This window comes from Nocardioides sp. NPDC054178, assembly GCF_055585005.1.
In genome coordinates, this window is sequence record NZ_JBVJKY010000006.1 from 196,245 (window position 1) to 212,065 (window position 15,821).

Consider the following 15,821-nt stretch of genomic DNA (forward strand, 5'->3'; position numbering starts at 1 on the left):
ACCATGATCAGACTCACCGGCATTCTCGCCGGCACGGTGGCCCTGGCGACGTCGCTCGCGCTCGGCACCGTACCTGCCGATCCCGCGGTGGCCACCCAGGCGTCGAACGCGGCCCGGGGCTTCGACCCGGCGGCCTTCGCCGACCCTCCGAAGGACAGCCGCCCGGCGTTCTACTGGTACTGGACGGGCAACGTGACCCCGGACGTCGTCGACGCGCAGATGGCGGAGATGCGGGACAAGGGCGTCTATGAGGCGGTCCTCTTCCCGTACGGCGGCGACAAGATGCAGCCGGCGTTCTTCACCGAGGCCTGGTTCGACATCGTCGAGCACGTCCTGCGGGAGGCGCAGCGCACCGGGATGCGGATCTGGCTGTTCAACGACAGCAACTTCCCCAGCGGCAAGGCCGGCGGCATCATCGCCAACGGCGGCACGGTCGGGGACAAGACCTACGAGCCGAGCCCCGAGCTGCGTCTGAAGGCGCTGCAGCGCTCGACCCGGGTCGTCGAGGGCCCGGCCACGATCGACCCGGCCGAGTCCAGCGGCCTCAGCGTCGAGGGCGGACGCCTCGTCGTCGACGGCGCCATCCGTGAGGGCGCGCACCCGATCAGCGCCGGCGCGAGCTGGAGCGACTACACCGTCACCGGGAAGGTCACGCTGACCGCCTCCGGAGCCCAGCTCGTCGTACGCGCCTCCGAGGACGGCAGCCGCGGCTACCTCGTCGACGTCGACGTGAAGGGCAAGGCGAGCGTCTGGCGCCTCGACGGCGACTCACGGACCCGGCTCACCACCGGCGTGAACACGCCGGGGTTCTCCTGGCGCCGGGAGCAGACGATCAGCGTGACCGTCTCCGGCGACCAGATCCGGCCGGTCATCAACAAGACGGTCCAGCCGGTGGCGACCGACGCGACGTACGCGACGGGCGCCCCGGCGGTCAGCGCCGAGTTCGGCGGTGTCGGGGTCGAGGACGCGGTCGAGGGTCTGCAGCGGCTGCAGTGGAGCGAGCTGGGCGTGACGGACCCGGCCGGCGCGACGCTGTGGTCGGAGACCTTCGACGACAGCGAGGCGATCGGCGACTTCAGCGGCCCGTTGGTGCGACTCGACGACACCGTCGCGGCGGCTGCGCGACCCGCGGGATCGACCGACGGCGGCGACCTGGTGGAGCTCACCCCGAACCTCGAGGACGGCTCCTGGACGGTTCCGGCGGGGCGCTGGCAGGTGGACACCTTCGCCCACACGACGCTGGTCGACGACACCAGCGGCTACCACCGCGGCTACCTCAACCTGCTCGACCCCGACGCGACCGACCGGCTGCTCGAGGTGGTGCAGGGTCAGTACGTACGCCGCTTCGGGTGGGCGATGGGCACGGTGGTCCCGGGCTTCTGGGACGACGAGCCGTTCATCTCCTCGGCCGAGCCGTGGCCGTTCAAACGGCTCGCCTGGTCCGACGGCCTCGAGGATCTGATCGAGGGCGCGGGCGGGTCCCCGGGTGTCGCGTACACCGCCGCCTCCGACCAGCTCGGCCGCACCGGTGAGGAGTACTCCGGGACGTACTGGCGCGCGGTGAACGACTCGTTCGCGACCAACTACTACCAGCGCCAGGCCGAGTGGATGGGCGAGCACGGGCTCCAGCTGATCACCAACCCGCTGCTCGACGAGGAGGGTCCGCAGCAGCGGATGCACAGCACCGGCGACCTGACCAAGAACAACCAGTACGCCCAGGTCCCCGGCACCGACATGATCACCGCCGACTACACCGCGGGCAAGCAGACCACCCTGATGCGCAACGCCTCCTCGGCGGCCCACCAGAGCGGTGCGGACCGTGCCCTGGTGGAGGTCTTCGGCAACTCCGGCTGGGGTGTCGCCCCGGAGTTCATGCACGCCACGATCGGTGCCCTCGCCGTACGTGGGGCCAACTTCACCGCCCTGCACGCGATGTGGACCGACGAGAAGCAGGTCTACTTCGCGCCGCCGTTCGGGCCCAGCAGCACCTACTGGGACGCGATGGGCGACGTGGACGCGTGGATCGGCCGGGTCATGGAGGTCGGCCGGGGCGACTCGCTCGCCCGGACCGCCGTGGTGCAGCCGCAGCGGGCCGCCGAGCAGACCCGCACCACCGACGCCGAGCACCAGCTCGACGACGCCCTCAGCGGGGCCGCCTTCGCCCTCGAGCGCGGCCAGGTCGACTTCGACCTGCTCAGCGACGGCTCGCTCTCCGGCGACCCGGGCACGCGCTACCAGGCGCGCTCCGACGACGGCGAGCTGAAGGTCGGCGAGGCGAGCTACCGGATGCTGGTGCTGCCGACGACGCCGGTGCTGGACCTGGAGACGGCGAAGACCCTGAAGAAGTTCGTGCGCGGCGGCGGGCGGGTGGTGGCCGTCGGGCCGCTGCCGGAGCGCGAGGCCGGCGGTCGCGACGCCGCGCTGGACCGGGAGCTGCGCTCGCTGTTCACCGGCGCCGCCGACAGATGGACCCGGGCCGGGGACGGCTCGGTCGCGGTCGTGTCCGACGCCGATGCTCTCGGTGGGCTGGCGGCCGCCGCCGGTGTCTCCGCCGCCGAGCTCAGCCCCGCCGCGCCGGCGGTGCGGGTGCTGCGTACCGGACGGGACGGGGACGTCGCGTTCCTGGTCAACAACGAGAGCGACCAGGCGATCAGCACCTCGGCGACCCTCCCGGTCGACGGCGTGCCGGAGATCTGGGACCCGCGCGACGGCAGCACCGAGGCCGCCGCGGCGTACGACGAGGGCGGGCGCGAGGAGACCACCGTGCCGCTGCGCCTCGACCCCTACGAGACGCTGGCGATCGTCTTCCGGAAGGGCACCAAGGCGGGCGCGCACCTGGTCGGAGACCAGGTGGCCGAGTCGGTGGCCCGGAGCGGGAAGTCGCTCGAGGCGACCGTCCTCCTCGACGGGCCGGGGACCACGACGCTGACCGGCAAGGACGGGCAGCGGACCTACCGCGGCGAGGCCACGGTGACCGACTCTCTGGCGCCGATCGCGCTGGACGGTCCGTGGACGGTGAGGCTCGAGCGGGAGGGCGAGACGGAGCAGACCCGGCCGCTGGGATCGTGGACGACCATCGATCCCCGCTTCTCCGGAAGCGCGACCTACCGCACCTCCGTCGACGTCACCGCCGCCGACCTGGCCGGCCGTCGGATGCTGCTAGACCTCGGCGAGGTGCACGACATCGCGCAGGTCACCATCAACGGGGTCGTGCTGCCGCGGGCGCTGTGGCGTCCGTACGTCATCGACGCCACCGAGGCGCTGCGTGCCGGTGCCAACACGATCGAGGTCCGGGTCACCAACACGCTGCTGAACCAGCGTGGCAAGGCCAACCAGGTCCCGCCGACCTCCGGTCTGCTCGGGCCGGTCAGCCTGCGTCCGCGGGCGGAGGTCGTCGCGAAGCTGACCCCTGCGAGGTGACGTAGCGAAGCTAGGGGCGGCCCGACTCGGTATAGGTCGGGCCGCCCTTCAGCGCTGCCAGCGCGGCCTCGACCCGGCGCGCGGTGAAGTCGGCGGCCCGCTCGCGGACCTCGTCGAGGGTGCAGAACGCCACCGAGCGGATCTCGCGCGGCTGGAGGGTGGTCCGCTCGAGGATCGAGGACGGGTGGACGCCGCCGTCGAAGACCAGGCAGACGGCGTCGTCCCAGCCGCCCCACGGCGGCAGCCAGTCGGTGATCAGCAGGTCGCCGGCGGGGAGGACCAGGGCGAGCTCCTCCTCGATCTCGCGGGTGGTGGCCAGCTTCGGCGACTCGCCGACCTCCACGATCCCGCCGGGCAGGTCCCAGTCCTTCTTGTAGGTCAGCTGGCACATCAGCACGCGCTCCTCGGCGTCGCGCACCAGCATCTGCCCGATCGCGCGCTTGCGCGGGAGGAAGGAGTTGAGCAGCGCCCGGAAGCCCTCGGGGGCCTCCACCGGGGCGTCGCTCGCGACGCGGGCGTAGAGCATCCGGTCCTGGCCGCCGGCCACGCCCCGGAGCAGGCCTTCGCGGTGGAGGCCCGACCAGGTCGCGGTCCGCTGCTCGGACGGGTCCTGCGGGTCGATCAGCGCCTCCACCCGATGATGGGTGAGCAGCGCGGCCGCCACCTCGCGGCGTACGACATCGACGGCCTCGCCCGCGGCCCACTCGATCCGGGCAACGCCCTCCGCCACCGTCGTCGTCTCTGGCTCGCTCACGCGACCAACCCTAGCGAGCCGCGCTGTCACATCCCGGCGGTTGTCGGTGTCTGGATGGTGACGAGATGCTCGACCCCAGAAAGAGGAGGGCGACGATGCCCAGCACATTCCGGATCCCGAAGGCGGAGCTGACCGGTCTCTACGGAGCGGTGGTGAGGCGGGTGAGCAGGAAGATGTACGGCGAGGTCCCCGATGTCGGCTACGTCTACTTCCACCACAAGCCGCTGCTGCGGGCGGTCATGGGCTTCGAGTCCAAGGTAGGGAGGTGGAAGGCGCTCGACCCGACGTACAAGTCGCTGGCCGAGCTGGCCGCGGCGAGCACGATCGGGTGCAGCTGGTGCCTCGACTTCGGCTACTACCTCGCCCACAACGAGGACCTCGACCTCGCCAAGATCAGCCAGGTGCAGGTGTGGCGCACCGCCGACGTCTTCGACGCGACCGAGCGGAAGGTCATCGAGTACGCCGAGGCGATGTCGTCCACGCCGATGGCCGTGACCGACGACATGGTCGCGGGCCTGCTGGCCGAGCTGGGCACCGAGGCGATGGTGGAGCTGACCCAGATGATCGCGCTGGAGAACATGCGCTCGCGCTTCAACTCGGCCGCCGGGCTGCAGAGCCAGGGCTACTCCGACGTCTGCGAGGTCCCGCTCGCTCCCGCGTCGGTAGGGTCGGCGACATGAGCGAGCCCCAGCCGACGAGCGAGGCCGCGACGGAGGTCTTCGTCGCCCACCGCAACCTGCTCTTCACGGTCGCCTACGAGATGCTCGGCTCGGCCGCCGACGCCGAGGACGTGCTCCAGGAGACCTGGCTGCGCTGGGCTGCGGTGCCGCTGGAGGAGGTGCGCGACCACCGCGCCTACCTGGTGCGGATCACGACCAGGCTCGCGCTCAACCGGATCCGGACGCTGTCGCGCCGCAAGGAGACGTACGTCGGTCCGTGGCTGCCCGAGCCGCTGCTGACCGCGCCGGACGTCGCCGAGGACGCCGAGCTCGCCGACTCGCTCTCGACCGCGGTGCTGCTGGTGCTGGAGACGCTCTCACCGACCGAGCGGGCGGTCTTCGTGCTGCGCGAGGTCTTCGCGCTGGGCTATGACGAGATCGCGGCAGCCGTCGACAAGTCGCCCGCCGCGGTGCGGCAGATCGCCCACCGTGCCCGCGACCACGTCGCCGAGCGACGCCCGCGCGAGTCGGTCTCCGCGGCCGAGGCGCGCCACGCGCTGGAGCGGTTCCGCGACGCCGCGACCGGTGGCGACCTGCAGTCGCTGCTGGACGTGCTGGCTCCCGACGTCGTGCTCTTCTCCGACGGCGGCGGTGTGGTGCAGGCGGCCCGCAACCCGATCCACGGCGCGGACAAGGTCCTGCGGTTCTTCGCGGGGCTGGCGACGAAGTACGGCGTCCCCAGGTTCGAGCTCACCAGCGTCAACAGCGCCCCCGGGATGCTGCTCTACTTCGGCGAGGAGGTCGACGGCGTCGTCACGCTGCACGTCGAGGACGGTCTGGTCACCGGCCTCTACTACGTACGCAACCCCTCCAAGCTCAGCGGCGTCGCCGAACAGATCCATCTGGAACGCTGACGAAGGAGTGGTAGCGGACGAACCTCCGGTCGAGGGCCGGCCGCTGGTCGCGGTGCTGGTCACACTCTGCGTGACGGTCACGGCGGCGTACGGCGTCCTCTACTACGCCTTCACCGTCCTGCAGCCGCGGATCGTCGACTCCACCGGGTGGTCGGCGGCCGCGATCACCACCGCCTTCTCCGCGGGCACGCTCGTGGGGGCCGTGGCGGGCATTCCGGTGGGGCGGGTCATCCAGCGCTTCGGACCACGATGGGTGATGGCCGGGGCCAGCCTGCTGGGGGCGGTATCGCTGCTCGTGGTCGCCGCTGCGCCCTCCTTCTGGATCTTCGCCCTGGGCTGGCTGCTGGTCGGGCTCTCGACGGCCGGAACCTTCTACCCGCCGGCCTTCGCGGCGCTGACCCACTGGTTCGGTACGCGGCGGGTCGATGCGATCACGACGCTCACCCTCGCCGGTGGCTTCGCCTCGACGATCTTCGCGCCGCTCACCGACGCGCTGGCGGGGTGGGTGGAGTGGCGGTGGACGTACGTGATCCTGGCCGGCGCCTTTGTCGTGCTGACCTTCGTGCCGAGCGTCGTCGTGCTCGATCTTGCCTGGGTGCCGACGGCCCCGAGCAAGGACGGTCGACTAGTGCGGGACCGGGACGTGCTGCGGAGCCGTCGGTTCGTGCTGCTCACCCTCGCGGGCACCCTGGTCTCGATGGTCGTGTTCGCCTCGATCGTCCACCTGGTGCCGTTCCTCGTCGAGCACGGGCTGAGCGCGACCACCGCCGCCTGGGCCCTCGGGCTCAGCGGGGCCGGCCAGGTCGCGGGGCGGGCGTTCTACCCGATGCTCGCGCGGCGCTTCGGCGTCCGCGCCCGGATGATCGGGGGAGTGCTGTGGTTCGCCGCCTCGGTCGCCCTGCTTCCGTTGCTGCCCGCGGTCGGCTGGGTGATGATCGTCGCCGCCGTGCTCACCGGCACCGCCCGCGGGCTCTACACGCTCATCTCCGCGACCGTCGTCAGCGACGTGTGGGGGCCGGAGAGGTACGCCGCGCTCAACGGGGTCTACTCGGCTCCTGCCGGGGTCGCGGGTGCGCTCGCTCCGGCTGTCGGGGCTGCGCTTGCTGCTGTGCTCGGCGGGTACGACGCGCTCTACTGGGTTCTCGCGGGGACTGTCGTGGTTGCCGGGATGCTTGCGGGGGCTGCGTTGGCGTCTCTCGAGCGGTGAGGACTCGCTTCTCTGGTAACCCTGCCGAGTCGGCGGATCTTGACCGGTGTCTCGCGAAGCGAAGCGAGCGAGCCGGTCAAGATGCGCCGACTCGGCATTCTTGTGGTCGAGCTTGTCGAGACCATCTGTTTCGTGACCGTTCTTCGGGGCTGGTCTGGGCCGCCGACCCGTTCTTTGAGGGTCTTCTCGATCTGGTCCGGCGTCAAGGGTGCCCTGCGGGCGCCGGCTTCGCTGGCGGCGTTTGGGGGTCTGTGTCGTGGACCGGTGGTGGTCGGTGGTCGAGCTTGTCGAGACCACCTGTCCCGTGACCGTTTCTTCGGGGCTGGTGTGGGCCGCCGACCCGTTCTTGAGGGTCTTCTCGACGGACCCCGGAGTCAAGGACGGCCTGCGGCCGCCGGCTTCGCCGGCCGCTTCGCGGTCCTGGACACCGGGGCCCGTCGAGAAAAACATGGCTGGCTATCGGGGCGGCGGCCCGGGTGTGGCGCAGCGGAATCGTTCCTGCGACAGGTGGTGTTGCTGGGGCGTGGGAGGTGGCCCTTCGGGCCACTTACCATCCACAGAAGCGAGGCCGTTCGCTCGCCGCGAAAACCTCATCTGAACAGGGAAAATAGATAGTAGAGAGAGCGGATGAGGCGTAGAATCAGACCCATCACAACACCTCCATGAAGGAACCACGCGATGAGTCTCGGGCCCGACATCAACCACTGGGGCACCAACCCCGGTGACGCGATCGACGCCGCCCTAGCCGCCATCGAAACCGCCCTCCATGACCTCCTCTCGAGCGACCCTGCCTATTGGCGCACCGCGCAGAAGAAGGACCTGCTCGAACGGCTGGAGAAACTCCAAGCGATGCAGGCCGCCCTGAAACTGCGAGTCCTCGCGGCTGCCGGTGACATCGCCGAGGAGACCGGTGCCAAGGACGTCTCGGGGTGGCTGCGGACCGAACTCCTGGTCGACAAAGGGGTGGCCCGCTCGCAGATCAAACTCGCCACCAGTGTCGCCAAGTACGACCTCGTGGCTGCCGGGCTGGCCGAAGGTGTGGTGTCCCAAGACAAAGCCCGGGTGATCACGAAGGCGCTTGATGCCGTCGCGGCCGACCCCGCCGCCAGTGGTGAGCACCTGGCCCTGGCGGAGAAGATGCTGGTCGACTATGCCGCCTGGATGACCGCCAACGAGCTCAAGAACGCCGGCCGCCGCATCCTCGCCGAGATCGACCCCGCACGCTTCGAAGCCGCCGAAGCCAAAGCCCTCCAGCGGGAGGAAGAGCACGCCGCCCGGCGCACCTTCTTCTCCGCCCGCGACAACGGCGACGGCACCATCGACCTCCACGCCCGGGTCTCCCGCGCCGTCGGCATCCGGCTGCGCACGATCTTGGAGTCGTTGGCCCAGCCCCGAAAGCTGTCGGCGGAGAACAAGGGCCGCAAAGCCCCCTATGACCGGCTCCTGGGGCAGGCGTTCGCCCGCGTGATCGAGACCTACGACGTCGACCTGCTGCCCCGCCACGGCGGTCACGGCACGACGGTGTTCATCACAATGAACGTGGAGGACCTTCGCAAGGACCTCGGCACCGCCGCGTTGGGGTTCGACGGGGACCAGATCACCGCCGCTGAGGCCCGCCGGATGGCCTGCAACGCCGACCTGGTCCCAGTCGTCCTCGGCACCGACTCCGAAATCCTCGACCTGGGCCGCACCGCCCGCCTGGCCCACCCGATCCAACACCGAGCACTGCGGTTACGAGATCAAGGCTGCCAAGCCGAAGACTGCGACGCCCCCGCCGCCTGGACCGAAGCCCATCATCTGAAACCGTGGTCCGAAGGCGGCCGAACCAACCTCGCCAACATGGTCCTGCTGTGTCCCAGCGACCACCACCGCATCCACGACCCCGACTACACGTATGAGCGACGACCCGACGGACGAGTCAGGTTCGCTCGCCGCGCCTAGGGGACGACGACGGCGCGCCCGCGAAGCGTCCCCTCGTGAAGGCGTCGGTACGCCTCGGGCGCATCGTCGAGCGAGAACTGCTCGGTCGCCACGTGCACGAGGCCGGCGCGAGCCAGGTCGAAGACCTCCATCAGCTCCGAGCGTGAGCCCCAGTAGGGTGCCCGGATCACCGCGTCGTACGGCTTGGCGAGTGTGCCGACCTCGGCGGTTGCGGTGCCGACGCCGACGATGACGAGGTCGCTCTCGGTGCCGATCACGGACGAGGCCAGGTCGACGGTCGGCTGCGCGCCGACGAAGTCGAAGACCGCGGTCACGCCACGGGCGCCGACGACCTTGCGGATGTTGTCGGCGGCCGTCTTGTCGGAGAGGAAGGCATGGTGGGCGCCGACCTCGGTGGCCAGGGCGAGCTTGTCCTCGCCGAGATCCAGGGCGATCACGGTGGCGGGGGAGAGGGCCCGCAGCAGCTGGATGGCGACATGGCCGAGTCCGCCCGCACCGATCACGACGGCGCTCGAGCCGGCGACCAGCTTGGGCAGGGAGCCCTTGATGGCGTGGTAGGGCGTCAGCCCGGCGTCGGTCAGCGCTACGTTGGCGACCGGGTCGAGGTCGCCGAGCGGCAGCAGGTGGCGGGCGTCGGGGACCAGGACGTACTCGGCCATCGTGCCGTCGGTGCCGAGGCCTGGCGGGCTGATGTGGAGCTCGGCGGCGCGCTCGCAGTAGTTCTCCTTGCCCTGCGCGCAGGGGTAGCAGCGGCCGCAGCCCTGCGGGCCGTAGATCGCCACCGGCTCACCGGGTTCGACCCCGTGCACGCCGTCGCCCAGCGCGTCGACGACCCCGACACCCTCGTGTCCGAGCGTCATCGGCAGCGGGTAGCCGAACGTATGCCAGGTCTCCTCCGGCAGGCCCATCAGGAACGAGTCGGAGTGGCAGGCGCCGGCCGCGGTGATCTTCACGCGCACCTGACCCGGTCCGGGTTCCGGCACCGGAACCTCGCTGATCTCGGGTGCAGCACCGATCGAGACGTACCTCAGAGCCTTCATCGCATGGGTCTCCAGTCCGGCAGGACCCCCGCCCGCCGCTGGTCTCAGTTCTACCCCGGGCCGCGCGCGGTCGCCAGCGCCATGCGTACGCCCGAGCGTGTCCCCGCACGGCGTGGGTCGACACCACGGGGAAAAGAAAGGCCCCGCTGGCGTCTCGGGTCACCAGCGGGGCAAGAACTACTCTGGCATACCGGAGCCAGCTTCGTCACTACTTCTGCAAAAACTTGCAATGCAAAATGATGACTGGGGCGGGTCGCAGGTTTCTGCAACCCGCCCAGGTGGCCTATTGGCCGAAGACCTGCAGCTCGGCGGCGTGGACGATCGTGCCGCGGTCGGAGCCGGTCTTGCAGTCGGTCGTGGTGAACGGGTCGGCGTCCTGCTCACCGGCGTAGCCGGCATAGCCCGTGCACTGGTTCTCCAGCGCCACCAGACGGACCGCCGCGGCGGACGTGTCGGGGACGTCGAAGGTGCGCAGGTTGAGGTTGGGCGCGACCGGCCTCGGGCGCTTGCCGGGGAAGGCGTCGTCGGCCGAGGTGTAGAAGCGCTTCCAGGTCGCTCCGGCCGTGTCGCACGCGGCGAGGCATGCCTCCAGTGCGAACTTCCGCAGTGCCGTGAAGCGCGACCCCGAGTCGGCGTCGGTGTCGGTCGCGGGCGACAGGTAGGCGCTGACGTTGACCGTCTTCACCGTTCGCGTACCGCCCGCCAGGTCCACGGCGACCGAGGGCGTGGTGGCATCCACGTTGTCCGCGGTCACCCCGCCCCAGTTGGTGCTCTCGGTGCCGTCGATCAGCGCGGCCGGGTTGCGTGAGCCCTCGGTCGAGGTCAGCACCTTGGCGCCGTTGGCGGCCGCGGCCAGGTTGGTCCCGGTCGCGAACGAGACGGTCTTGGTGATCTCTGCGGGGGAGACCGTGACCGTCTTGCGCTGGGCACCACCGGTGGCGGAGACGTAGAGGAGCTCGTACGTCCCCGGCACGAAGTGAGCCACCGACCCGAGCGGGGTGGCAGTGAGCGTGTCGGCGATCGGGGTCGCCCGTGCCTCGAAGCGACCGACGTAGGCCTTCCCGGGCGCCGGCGCGGTGAAGGTGACCTTGACGTTGCGCGAGGCCGGCGAGGCGAAGCTCGGGGTCGGCTCGTGGTCGTCGGCGGTCGTGGTGGCGTACTGACCCATCCCGCGCCGGGCGAACGCGTCGGCGATCACCTGGCGGTTCGCACCGCCGAAGCGCATCTGGTCGGCGGCCAGGAAAGCGTCGCGGGCGTCCAGCATCGAGGTCGCACCCTGCTGGAGCAGGAACGAGTCGAAGACCAGCTGGATCCAGCGGCGGTTTCCGGGGCACTTGTCGGCGGCCAGCGGCGAGGCGGTCGTCGTCGCGACCGAGCAGCGCCGCTGCAGGGCCTTGTCGGCGTAGGGGTAGGTCGCGTCGTACTTGTCGACCAGCGCCTGCCGCACCGACCACATCGTCCCGTTCCAGATCTCGCCGTCGGCGTGGACCTCGGGCCCGGTGCTGTCGAAGCCGTAGTCGGAGAAGTTGAGCGGGTTCCTGTCGATGGCGAAGTCGCGGATCGCGACATCGGTGTTGCCGGTGGCGTAGGAGCCCACGGCCCACGGGCTGCCGCCGTTGTCGAGGTCGTGGGCGAACATGTGCTCGGCCGCGGCCAGGTCGCTCCAGGACTCACCCATCGCGCCACCCTGCTCCGAGGTCAGCCCGTCGTCGGGACCGCCGACCATCCGGTTGGAGATGGCGTGGGTGTACTCGTGGCCGACGATCCCGAAGTCCAGCGACCCGTCGGTGCAGGGGGCGTAGAAGGCGCCGGCGGCGGGCTGGAAGAGGTACTGGTTGGTGATGCCCGGAACGCCGTCCATCAGGGTGAGCTGGTTGGCGTTGTTGCGGCCGGTCAGCAGGCCGGTCTGCTCGATGACCTGCGAGTCGGCCGCCGCGGCCTGCGCGTTGCCGATCTCGGCGTCGAGCCCGCGTCCGCCACGGCCGAGGTTGTCGGTCTGCAGGTTGTAGTTCTCCTCGGTGAAGCCGAGGAAGTAGGACCAGTCGTGCATCCGGTTGTGGCTGGCGAACAGGTTGCCGACGACGTAGTTGACGTCGTTGCCACCCGGCACCAGGTTGGTGGGCGCGCACCGGGAGTTGTTCCAGGCGTCGGTGAAGGTGCCCGAGTAGTCACGCAGCGGCGAGATCGGCGCCTGCTCGAGGCCACCGGCGGCCAGCGGCGAGAGCCAGCCCTCGTGGGTGTTGGCGTTGTTGCCGATCGTCGTCAGCGAGGGCACCCCGACGGTCGTGCTGAGCAGCGTGTCCCACGGGCCGGCGTTGGCCAGGCTCTTCAGCTCCGGCCCGGTGCACCCGGCCACCTTGGTCCAGCACGCGACCACATCGTTGGCGGGGACCGCCTCACCGCCGGTCGAGGCGGCGTCGGGAGTGCCGGGGAAGTAGGACCAGCGCGGGTTGCTGCCCGGCAGGTCACCGGTCTCCGCACCGGCGTCGGAGGACGCGACGGTCACCGTGTAGCTCCCGACGAGGAGCGAGTCGTCGAAGGGGCACACCTGGACCGCGTACGTCCCGGGGTCGATCTTCGCGGCGGTGTAGGTCGCGGTCTCGGGGCTGGTGAGCAGGTCACCCTCCACGAGCAGCGCGCCGTCGGGGGCGAAGAGCTTCACGGTGAAGTCGTCGGTCGGCAGCCCGATCGCGACCGCGGCCAGGGTGCGGGTCTTGTCGTCGGAGATCTCGAAGGTGTGCTTCGGACCGCAGGCGCCGAGCGCGGTGCCGGTGAACGGCCCCTCGACGTCGTTCTCGTGATCGACGTTGTCCTGGCGCAGGAGCACCTCGCCGGTGACCGCGTCGACCAGCACCGTCTGCCCGAGCAGGGTGGCAGCGGCGGAGTCGACGACGGTGGCCTGGAAGACGGGGCGTACGCCCTCGCCGGGGACGGGGAGGGCCCGCAGCCGCACCAGCTGGTCGGTCGCCAGGCCGGGGACGGTCAGCTTCGTCCAGTCGGTCAGCTTCGCGGCGGCGTCGGTGACGATCGCGCCGATCTTCGAGCCGGAGACCGGCCGTCCGGCCGAGGCGGCGGCCTTCAGCCAGGCCTCGGTCGGGCTCAGCCTCGCCTCGGCGACGTCGCCGCTCACCTTGGACAGCGAGGAGGAGACGTAGGTGATGTCGCCGCCGGCCACGCCCACGGTGACCATCCCCTCGGTGGCGGCGGAGAGGCCGTCGTAGGTCTGCCGGAAGAGGACCGCATGGCCGCCGCCACCGGCCAGCTTCTGGTCGCTGACGAGCTCGAGGTCGTCCAGCTGGGCCGCGGTGAGCCCGAAGACGGCCGCGTTGTCGTCGAGGAAGTCCCGGGCGGCGGCGACCGGGTCCGAGGAGCCGGCGGCGGCGAGCACGCCGTCGGAGGTGATCAGCGAGGTCGGCGTCCCGTGGGCGTTCCAGCGGATGTCGAGGGCGTCCAGGGCATCGGCCGCGGACTTCTGGGTCGAGGTGGGCAGCACGCGGTCGCGTACGTCCAGGCCGGCATCGGCCTCGTGACCGAGCAGCCCGCCGGAGCGGGCCTCCTCGGCCGTGGTGTCTGTGTTGTCAGTGGTGGAGAGCGCGGCACCCGAGACCGGCGTCGCCAGCACGAATGCGCCGAGGGCGAGGCTCAGCGCGGCACCGAGGCTCACCCGAGTGCGACTGGAACGAATATCGGTCATGTTATTGAAACGCCCCTTTACCGACGGGGGTTACGCGATACCCGCAACGCCTGTACCGCGAACCGGCACACGAGCGGTGGAAGGCACCCGATAGTGTTCCGGACACATGTAACCGCCTTCACAGACAGGGGAGCGCCACGATGGGTGACTTCGTCAACCTCACCGTCGAGGACGGCATCGGCACGATCCGGCTCGACCGGCCCAAGATGAACGCGATCAGCTTCCAGGTGCAGGCCGAGCTGCTCGAGGTCGCGACCGAGGCGGCAGCCGACGATGACGTACGCGCGGTCGTCGTCTACGGCGGCGAGAGACTGTTCGCCGCCGGGAACGACGTCAAGGAGATGGCCGGCCTCTCCTACTCCGAGATGGCCAAGCGGGTCGCGGGCGTGCAGGCCGCGGTGACCGCCGTCGCGGAGATCCCCAAGCCGGTGGTGGCCGCGGTGACCGGCTACGCACTGGGCGGAGGCTGCGAGCTGGCGCTCGCGGCCGACTTCCGGATCGCCGCGGACGACGCGACGTTCGGTCAGCCCGAGGTCCTGCTCGGCATCATCCCGGGCGCCGGCGGCACCCAGCGGCTGGCGCGGCTGGTCGGGCCGTCCAAGGCCAAGGACCTGATCTTCTCGGGCCGCTTCGTCAAGGCAGACGAGGCGCTGGCAATCGGCTTGGCCGACCGGCTCGTACCGGCGGCCTCGGTCTATGAGGAGGCGCTCGCGTGGGCGAGCCAGTTCAAGAAGGCGGCACCGTACGCCCTGGCGGCGGCGAAGACGGCGATCGACAAGGGTCTCGGGGTGGACCTCGCCACCGGGCTGGCCATCGAGCAGCAGCAGTTCGCCGGCGTGTTCGCGACGCAGGACTCCCAGACCGGGATGGGATCGTTCCTGGAGAACGGCCCCGGCAAAGCCAACTTCGAAGGGAAGTGAATCCCGTGTCCGACACCAAGACGTCCACCGGCCCGGGTGTGGTCCACACCATCCGGTCCTACGCCTCGAGGGTGGTCTGGGTGATCGCGCTGCTCGCCGCGCTGGCGCTGGCGATCGGTGCGCTGCTGATCGCGCTCAACGCGAACCAGGACAACCCCCTCGTGGAGTTCGTCCTCAACCTCGCCGACACCGCCGATCTCGGCCTGTTCTCACGGGAGAACGGCATCAAGCAGTTCAGCGGTGAGGACGCCGAGATCAAGAACGCGCTCTTCAACTGGGGCATCGGGGCACTGGCGTGGCTGATCGTCGGTCGCATCGTGGCCGGTGTGATCCGGCCCTGAGGCCATGTGACATTCTCAACGCGTAGGCACCTGTCATCCGTATGTGACTGACGGGTAACATCGCTGGCGAACTACGACCATTCCAGGAGGGGCCGGCAAGGCCGCACCATCATGAACATTGTTGTGCTTGTGAAGTACGTGCCGGACGCGACCGCGGACCGGCAGTTCGAGGACGACTTCACCGTCGACCGCGTGAACGTCGACGGTCTGCTCTCCGAGCTCGATGAGTACGCGGTCGAGCAGTCGTTGCAGATCAAGGAGAAGCGTGAGGGTGAGGAGATCACCGTCACCGCGCTGACCGTTGGTCCGGAGGCCGCCGAGGCCGCTGTGCGCAAGGCGCTGCAGATGGGTGCCGACAAGGGCGTCCACGTCGTCGACGACGCCATCGCGGGTTCGGACTCCATCGCCACCTCGCTGGTGCTGGCCAAGGCGATCGAGAAGCTCGGTGCCGAGACGAAGGTCGACCTCGTGGTCGGCGGTCTGGCCTCGACCGACGCCGGGATGAGCGTGGTCCCGGCGATGCTGGCCGAGCGTCTCGGCCTGCCGCAGGTCACCCTCGCCTCGGTCGTCGAGACCCAGGGCGACCAGATCCGGATCAAGCGTGACGGCGACGTGGCCACCGAGGTCATCGGCGGCACGCTGCCGCTGGTCCTCTCGGTCACCGACCAGTCCGGCGAGGCCCGCTACCCGTCCTTCAAGGGCATCATGGCGGCCAAGAAGAAGCCGCTGGAGACGTGGTCGCTGGCCGACCTCGGTGTCGACGCTGCTCAGGTGGGTCTGGGTGCTGCCTACACCGCGGTCGAGGAGACGGCGGCCCGCCCGCCGCGCACCGCCGGTGAGATCGTCACCGACGAGGACGGTTCGGGCGCCAAGGCGCTGGCCGAGTTCCTCGCGTCCAAGAAGTTCATCTGAGGCCGAGAAAGGATCTGTT

The 15,821-nt window shown here is 70.2% G+C and carries 11 protein-coding genes; 8 read left to right on the top strand and 3 right to left on the bottom strand.

Annotation, left to right across the window (positions count from 1 at the left end):
- Nucleotides 1-3: 3 nt before the first annotated feature.
- Nucleotides 4-3,420, top strand: a complete 3,417-nt coding sequence (locus ACZ6WN_RS21770; protein ID WP_465867517.1) for a glycosyl hydrolase — start codon at nucleotides 4-6, stop codon at nucleotides 3,418-3,420.
- 10 nt (nucleotides 3,421-3,430) lie between these two features.
- On the opposite strand, the gene ACZ6WN_RS21775 is transcribed toward ACZ6WN_RS21770, so the two are convergent.
- Nucleotides 3,431-4,174: an NUDIX domain-containing protein gene (locus ACZ6WN_RS21775; protein WP_465867519.1), complete on the bottom strand. Its 744-nt coding sequence runs from the start codon at nucleotides 4,172-4,174 to the stop codon at nucleotides 3,431-3,433.
- A gap of 95 nt (nucleotides 4,175-4,269) precedes the next feature.
- On the opposite strand from ACZ6WN_RS21775, the gene ACZ6WN_RS21780 reads away from it, so the two are divergent.
- The 4 genes from ACZ6WN_RS21780 (at nucleotide 4,270) to ACZ6WN_RS21795 (ending at nucleotide 8,895) form a co-directional block, all read left to right on the top strand.
- Complete coding sequence (locus ACZ6WN_RS21780) at nucleotides 4,270-4,854, top strand: carboxymuconolactone decarboxylase family protein (protein WP_465867521.1); 585 nt, start codon at nucleotides 4,270-4,272, stop codon at nucleotides 4,852-4,854.
- A complete protein-coding gene (locus ACZ6WN_RS21785) occupies nucleotides 4,851-5,747 on the top strand; it encodes an RNA polymerase sigma-70 factor (RefSeq protein WP_465867523.1) in 897 nt (298 codons plus the stop codon). The genes ACZ6WN_RS21780 and ACZ6WN_RS21785 overlap by 4 nt, the downstream gene beginning before the upstream one ends.
- Nucleotides 5,748-5,754: 7 nt before the next feature.
- Nucleotides 5,755-6,954: an MFS transporter gene (locus ACZ6WN_RS21790; RefSeq protein WP_465867525.1), complete on the top strand. Its 1,200-nt coding sequence runs from the start codon at nucleotides 5,755-5,757 to the stop codon at nucleotides 6,952-6,954.
- Between the two features lie 678 nt (nucleotides 6,955-7,632).
- The gene (locus tag ACZ6WN_RS21795) at nucleotides 7,633-8,895 is read left to right on the top strand and encodes an HNH endonuclease signature motif containing protein (RefSeq protein WP_465867527.1); all 1,263 of its coding nucleotides are present in this window, start codon (nucleotides 7,633-7,635) and stop codon (nucleotides 8,893-8,895) included.
- Here the strand turns inward: ACZ6WN_RS21795 and ACZ6WN_RS21800 are convergent.
- Nucleotides 8,892-9,935 (bottom strand): NAD(P)-dependent alcohol dehydrogenase, encoded by a 1,044-nt coding sequence (locus ACZ6WN_RS21800; RefSeq protein WP_465867529.1) that lies wholly within the window; start codon nucleotides 9,933-9,935, stop codon nucleotides 8,892-8,894. The genes ACZ6WN_RS21795 and ACZ6WN_RS21800 overlap by 4 nt on opposite strands.
- A gap of 283 nt (nucleotides 9,936-10,218) precedes the next feature.
- A complete protein-coding gene (locus tag ACZ6WN_RS21805) occupies nucleotides 10,219-13,599 on the bottom strand; it encodes a M36 family metallopeptidase (protein WP_465867531.1) in 3,381 nt (1,126 codons plus the stop codon).
- Between the two features lie 170 nt (nucleotides 13,600-13,769).
- Between ACZ6WN_RS21805 and ACZ6WN_RS21810 the strand changes: the two genes are divergently transcribed.
- The 3 genes from ACZ6WN_RS21810 to ACZ6WN_RS21820 all read left to right on the top strand — a co-directional run bounded on the left by ACZ6WN_RS21810 (nucleotide 13,770) and on the right by ACZ6WN_RS21820 (nucleotide 15,802).
- Nucleotides 13,770-14,549 carry an enoyl-CoA hydratase/isomerase family protein gene (locus tag ACZ6WN_RS21810; protein ID WP_465867533.1) on the top strand — a complete coding sequence of 260 codons (780 nt, stop codon included), beginning with the start codon at nucleotides 13,770-13,772 and terminating at the stop codon, nucleotides 14,547-14,549.
- Nucleotides 14,550-14,554: 5 nt separating this feature from the next.
- A complete protein-coding gene (locus ACZ6WN_RS21815; protein WP_357335818.1) occupies nucleotides 14,555-14,890 on the top strand; it encodes a hypothetical protein in 336 nt (111 codons plus the stop codon).
- A 111-nt stretch (nucleotides 14,891-15,001) separates the two neighbouring features.
- On the top strand, nucleotides 15,002-15,802 hold the full coding sequence (locus ACZ6WN_RS21820) for an electron transfer flavoprotein subunit beta/FixA family protein (RefSeq protein WP_465867535.1): 801 nt from the start codon (nucleotides 15,002-15,004) through the stop codon (nucleotides 15,800-15,802).
- Nucleotides 15,803-15,821 lie beyond the last annotated feature (19 nt).

Coding starts and splice junctions, on each gene's coding strand:
- ACZ6WN_RS21795 (WP_465867527.1), top strand. CDS start 7,633: ATGAGTCTCGGGCCCGACATCAACCACTGGGGCACCAACCCCGGTGAC.
- ACZ6WN_RS21810 (WP_465867533.1), top strand. CDS start 13,770: ATGGGTGACTTCGTCAACCTCACCGTCGAGGACGGCATCGGCACGATC.
- ACZ6WN_RS21770 (WP_465867517.1), top strand. CDS start 4: ATGATCAGACTCACCGGCATTCTCGCCGGCACGGTGGCCCTGGCGACG.
- ACZ6WN_RS21820 (WP_465867535.1), top strand. CDS start 15,002: ATGAACATTGTTGTGCTTGTGAAGTACGTGCCGGACGCGACCGCGGAC.
- ACZ6WN_RS21800 (WP_465867529.1), bottom strand. CDS start 9,935: ATGAAGGCTCTGAGGTACGTCTCGATCGGTGCTGCACCCGAGATCAGC.
- ACZ6WN_RS21780 (WP_465867521.1), top strand. CDS start 4,270: ATGCCCAGCACATTCCGGATCCCGAAGGCGGAGCTGACCGGTCTCTAC.
- ACZ6WN_RS21785 (WP_465867523.1), top strand. CDS start 4,851: ATGAGCGAGCCCCAGCCGACGAGCGAGGCCGCGACGGAGGTCTTCGTC.